Genomic DNA, 4,988 nt, shown 5'->3' on the forward strand with positions numbered 1-4,988 from the left:
AACCTCATCTACAAAGACCAGGCCTTCATCCCCGGTGAGAAGGGGGAGTACCCGGAATACCTGGAAAACTACCGGACCACCGACTCGGGCCTTTCTCTCTTTTTCAGGCCGGTAAAGATCACCGACGAGCCGCTGCTCAAGGAGTTTTTCTACGACCTGTCCGACAAGACCATATACCGGAGGTTCTTCATCAACCTCCTCTCCATATCCCACGAAAAACTCCAGAAATTTTCGGTGGTGGATTTTAACCGGGAGATGGTGATTCTGGCGGTTGATATCGAAAACAACAGGGAATCAGCCCTGGGGATCGGCCAGTATATCGTCGATATTCTCTCCAACTACGCCGAGATCGCCTTTATCGTCCGGGACGATCACCAAAAGATGGGCATCGGCACCGAGCTTTTGACCTACCTGACGTATCTTGCCAAGCGTCAGGGTCTGGCGGGTTTCACCGCCGAGGTGCTGCCCGTCAACAAGCCAATGCTCAGCCTGTTCGCGAAAGAGGGCTTTGAAATCGAGAAAAAGAGTCTGGGGGGCGTGATCAAGCTGAAACGGGACTTCACCAAGGATTAGAAACGCCGCCAGAATTTTTTATACACCTACCCGGCGGCTCCCCGCCGGGGAAGCGCGTGTATCATCCATGTTCCAGACGGATCAACGAAATCTCGATTCGGTCAAATCGGCCTACCCGGAGAAATTCATCACCGCCCGCGATGTCATGGCGGGACTTCGTCCCGGCAGCAGGATATTCATCGGCTCCGGTTGTGGAGAGCCCCAGCATTTAACCCGCGCCCTCCTCGACCGGGCCAGAGAACTGGCCGATGCTATCTCCTATCGCCCCTTTCACCTGATCGGGCTGGGCATGACCCCCCGAACCGAACCGCGATACCCGGAGCATTTCAGTCTCGATACCTTTTTCATCTGCGCCGACACCAGGGAGGACATCAATCGGGCCGCCGTTGACTACACCCCGGCACACCTGTCGTCTCTGGTGGATCTGATCAACCGGGGGATGTTTCCCATAGACGTGGCGCTGATACAGACGTCGTATCCGGACTGGCGGGGGTTTGTCAACCTCGGCATCAGTGTGGATATCGTCAGGGCGGCGGTGGAGTCGGCGGATGTGGTGGTGGCCCAGCTCAATGCATATATGCCCCGGACCCACGGCGACGGATTCGTCCACACCGGCGATATCGACTACTTCGTCTCCCATGACGAGGCGCTGCTGGAATACCGGGAGAAGGTGCCGGACGACATCGCGTCAAGGATCGGCGGATACGTATCCAGCATCATCTCAGACGGCGATACCCTGGAGGTGGGCTACGGCAGCATCCCGGACGCGGTGCTCCAACACCTGACGGCAAAGAGGGATCTCGGCATACATACCGACATCTTCACCGACGGCATCGCCGCCCTCATGGAGGCGGGCGCCGTCACCAACATGAAAAAGACCATCAACCGGGGAAAGACCATCGCCGCCCTGTGCATGGGCACCGCCCGAACCTATACTTACGTCCATGAAAATCCACTGGTGGAGTTCAAGCCCACCGATTACACCAACAACCCCCTGGTCATCGCCCGTCACAGGAACATGACCGCCATAAACAGCGCCCTGACGGTGGATCTGACCGGACAGGCCACGGCGGAGTCCATCGGCCGGACGTTTTACAGCGGCCTGGGAGGACATGCCGACTTCATGCGGGGCGCCGTACTGGCACCGGGGGGAAAGACCATTCTCGCCATGCAGTCCACGGCGGAGGATGGGAAGGTCTCCCGAATCGTGCCCTTTCTCAGCGAGGGCGAGGGGATTACCATGAACCGCGGGGACATCCACTACGTGGTGACGGAATACGGCATTGCGTATCTTCACGCCAAGAACATCCGGGAGCGGGCCATGGAGCTGATCGCCGTCGCCCATCCGGATTTCCGCGAGGAACTGGTGGAGCTGGCCCGGGAAAAGAAGCTCATCTACACCGACCAGGCCTTCGTACCCGGTGTGAAGGGACAGTACCCGGAACACCTGGAACAGTATCGCATCTCGAAAACGGGGATTGGGCTTCTGTTTCGGCCGGTAAAGATCACGGACGAGCCGCTGTTAAAGGAGTTTTTCTATTCGCTGTCCGATATCACCATCTATAAAAGGTTTTTCTCCAAGCGGAGAGACATGCCCCACGAGGTGCTTCAGAAATACTCCGTTATCGATTACACCGAGGAGATGGTGGTGGTGGCGGTGCTGACCGACGGCGCAAAGGAAACGGCGGTCGCCATGGGTCAGTATAAAATCACCAAGGAGACCCACACGGCGGACGCCGCCATCGTCGTCCGGGACGACTATCAGGGCATGGGCATCGGCACGGAGCTCTCGAGATATCTGGTTTTCATGGCTCGCAGGGCGGGGCTGGTGGCCTTTACCGCGGACGTCCTTCACGAAAACGCAGCGATGTTGCATATATTCGAAAAGTCGGGATTCGACATCGAACGCACCAGTGAACACGGCGTCTTCCGGGTGCGGCTGAATTTCACGAGTGATACATAATCACCGTTGTAATGTATTATCAATCTTGATATCCTGTGAGACGGGATTCCTAATATGTATGGAGGAACATATCATGAAAAAGATTATTACACTGTCCGTATGCGCCTTCCTCTTCGTCTGCCTGACCATCCCCGCTCTGTCGGGAAGCGCCACCGGCTTTATTGAAGAAAAGGCGATCATTACAAAAAACGGCACCGATACCTACGGTCAGGTTTTCAGAAAGGCGGATGAGCCCAGAAAGCTTCTCGTGCTTACCGGAGATGTGGCGTTCATGGTGGATGTCATTGACTATACGATACATAACGTCGCCGTCAACAGCATCGATGACAAGAGCGATCCGGTCACCATCGACTACGGGATGCTCGATGAGGTCACGGATTCCAATCTACAAGGAACGGGGGAGAGGGGATTTACCTTCAACTCCAAAGGGAATCTGTATGAAGTTGATCTACTCACCCGCACTCTTATAACGGACTGATCCACCCGTTCGCAAAACATCGACCACGGCATTCTCGATCCCAATCGCTTTTCTCACACACAGCTCTTCGTATCTTTTCACTGAATACAAAACCGACCCGCGAAATCAATTGCAGGTTAAGGGGGTTATTTTATGAAAAAGAATCATAGTACGTCTTTTTTTCTTTCTCTGGCAGTTTCACTGCTGGCGATGGCGATATGTGTCTGTGCATCATCCGCGGCGGCCGCAGACTACGACTTTTCGATCATCACAGACAGCGACACATATAACGCCATGGATACGGTAAAAATCCGGATGAAAAACACCGGCACACGGACATTGAGCCTCAAAAACATGTGGTGGCAGGTTGAAACGAAGGAGGGCACGTCCGGCCGGGAGGTGTTCACCGAGCCGAACATGCCCGACGGCGCTTCCGTCCATCTGCAGCCGGGGGAAACGGTAACATGGACCTGGGACACCAGGGATAACGAAGGAGTCGCCCAGCCCGCCGGAGCGTATCGGATCAAGGTCGGCATCTCCATGCCCAAGGCGGAGTATGAAGGAGCAAAGTATTCCGAACCCTTCCGTATCTCCGCCGGCGCGGAGAAGACCGAGGTTACCCTGACCTGCGACAAGGAACGCTACAGGGCGGGAGATACGGTCGTCTTTACCCTGAAGAATTCAGGTACGACGATCCTTGATACGAGCAGGTTCACATGGATCATCTACAGAATCACCGAGTCCGGCCCCATCGCCAGCTCAAGCCATACGGAAAGACCGGGCGCGGTCCCCGACCCGATGCTTTCGGGAGATTTGGCACACTGGGAATGGGACATGGTCAACGATCTAGGCTCCACCGTCACGCCGGGTCATTTCGAGCTCGAGGTGCAGCTTCTCGATGAAGGACTGGAGGGAAACTGCTTTTTCACCGTCTTCCCCGAATGATGACGGTGCGATCCTTTCAAAAACCACAAACACCGGGTCCGTTTTCCAGATGGGCCCGGTTTTTTTTTGTGATTATGATGGCTTGACAAAAATGAATTTTTCATGTAAAAATAATACAAATATTCTTTGTTCTTGAAACCACTCATAGGGTGTAATATGTCTGGTAATAATTTATCTGAAAAAGTTACGATTTTCCCGGTAAGTTGAGCCATGAAGTTTTGCTATTTTGATGAAAGTGGTATGGGCGAAGAAGCCTATCTAGTTATAGCTGGGATTATCGTTGATGCATCTCGAATGCATGTTACGAAAGAAGAGTGGGCTTACATTCTTGGAAAACTCTCGGAAGCCATTAATAAAAATGTTGAAGAATTTCATACTCGTGATTTCTATAGAGGGAACGGAATATGGCGTGGTACGGATGGCAATGCAAGAGCTAAAATTATTGAAATAATTTTTGACTGGGTCGAAGATAGAAAACATAAATGTATTTTCAGCGGTATAAATAGAAGTATTTACGAACAAAAAGAATGTAGTGATAATCGGCTTCAGGATTTTAAATCAAGCTGGTGTGCCGCTGCCATACACTGTACGCTTCAAGTCCAGAAATATCACCAAGGCAAAGGTAATACAAAGGGCCACAGTGTATTGATTTTTGACCGGGAAGTTAGAGAAGAAACAGACCTTAGTCTGCTTATCCATAAGCCTCCCCAATGGATTGATTCATTCTACAATAAAGATGCGAAACAAACCGCTTTAAATCAAATAATTGATGTACCTTTTTTTGCAGATTCTAAACACATTCTTTTGGCCCAGGTAGCGGATTTATTTGCATATATATTAAGAACTTCTTCCGAAATTCAAGACGGGCATCTAACTGAAAAATATGATGGCGAGAAAGAAAAAATGCATAACTGGTCAGAAAGAATTGCTAAGATATCACTCCCAAGTTCAAGCCGTTATATCTGCCCTAGTCACTAAAAGCGTTGACAGGTGACGAGTTAGAAGAAGACGAGTCACGGTCTTCCTGTTAAGATGGATTAACCCAAAAAC

The 4,988-nt window shown here is 51.9% G+C and carries 5 protein-coding genes; all 5 read left to right on the forward strand.

The window, feature by feature from the left end; all coding sequences use genetic code 11:
• The coding region (locus JW885_11870; GenBank protein MBN1882864.1) for a GNAT family N-acetyltransferase at window positions 1-573 on the forward strand (573 nt) is incomplete at its 5' end.
• A 67-nt stretch (window positions 574-640) separates the two neighbouring features.
• Entirely contained in the window at window positions 641-2,536 is a 1,896-nt protein-coding gene (locus JW885_11875) for a GNAT family N-acetyltransferase (protein ID MBN1882865.1), read from the forward strand.
• A 73-nt stretch (window positions 2,537-2,609) separates the two neighbouring features.
• Window positions 2,610-3,014 carry a hypothetical protein gene (locus tag JW885_11880; GenBank protein ID MBN1882866.1) on the forward strand — a complete coding sequence of 135 codons (405 nt, stop codon included), beginning with the start codon at window positions 2,610-2,612 and terminating at the stop codon, window positions 3,012-3,014.
• Between the two features lie 132 nt (window positions 3,015-3,146).
• Window positions 3,147-3,938 (forward strand): hypothetical protein, encoded by a 792-nt coding sequence (locus JW885_11885; protein MBN1882867.1) that lies wholly within the window; start codon window positions 3,147-3,149, stop codon window positions 3,936-3,938.
• Window positions 3,939-4,148: 210 nt separating this feature from the next.
• Window positions 4,149-4,916, forward strand: coding sequence for a DUF3800 domain-containing protein (locus JW885_11890; GenBank protein ID MBN1882868.1), 768 nt, complete (start codon window positions 4,149-4,151; stop codon window positions 4,914-4,916).
• The last annotated feature ends 72 nt before the right edge of the window (window positions 4,917-4,988 follow it).

The organism is Candidatus Zymogenaceae bacterium (assembly GCA_016931225.1).
Lineage (GTDB): Bacteria > Desulfobacterota > Zymogenia > Zymogenales > Zymogenaceae > JAFGFE01.

Bases quoted from the DNA above. Each gene is read 5' to 3' on its own strand.
- JW885_11875 (MBN1882865.1), top strand. From the start codon at position 641: ATGTTCCAGACGGATCAACGAAATCTCGATTCGGTCAAATCGGCCTAC.
- JW885_11880 (MBN1882866.1), top strand. From the start codon at position 2,610: ATGAAAAAGATTATTACACTGTCCGTATGCGCCTTCCTCTTCGTCTGC.
- JW885_11885 (MBN1882867.1), top strand. From the start codon at position 3,147: ATGAAAAAGAATCATAGTACGTCTTTTTTTCTTTCTCTGGCAGTTTCA.
- JW885_11890 (MBN1882868.1), top strand. From the start codon at position 4,149: ATGAAGTTTTGCTATTTTGATGAAAGTGGTATGGGCGAAGAAGCCTAT.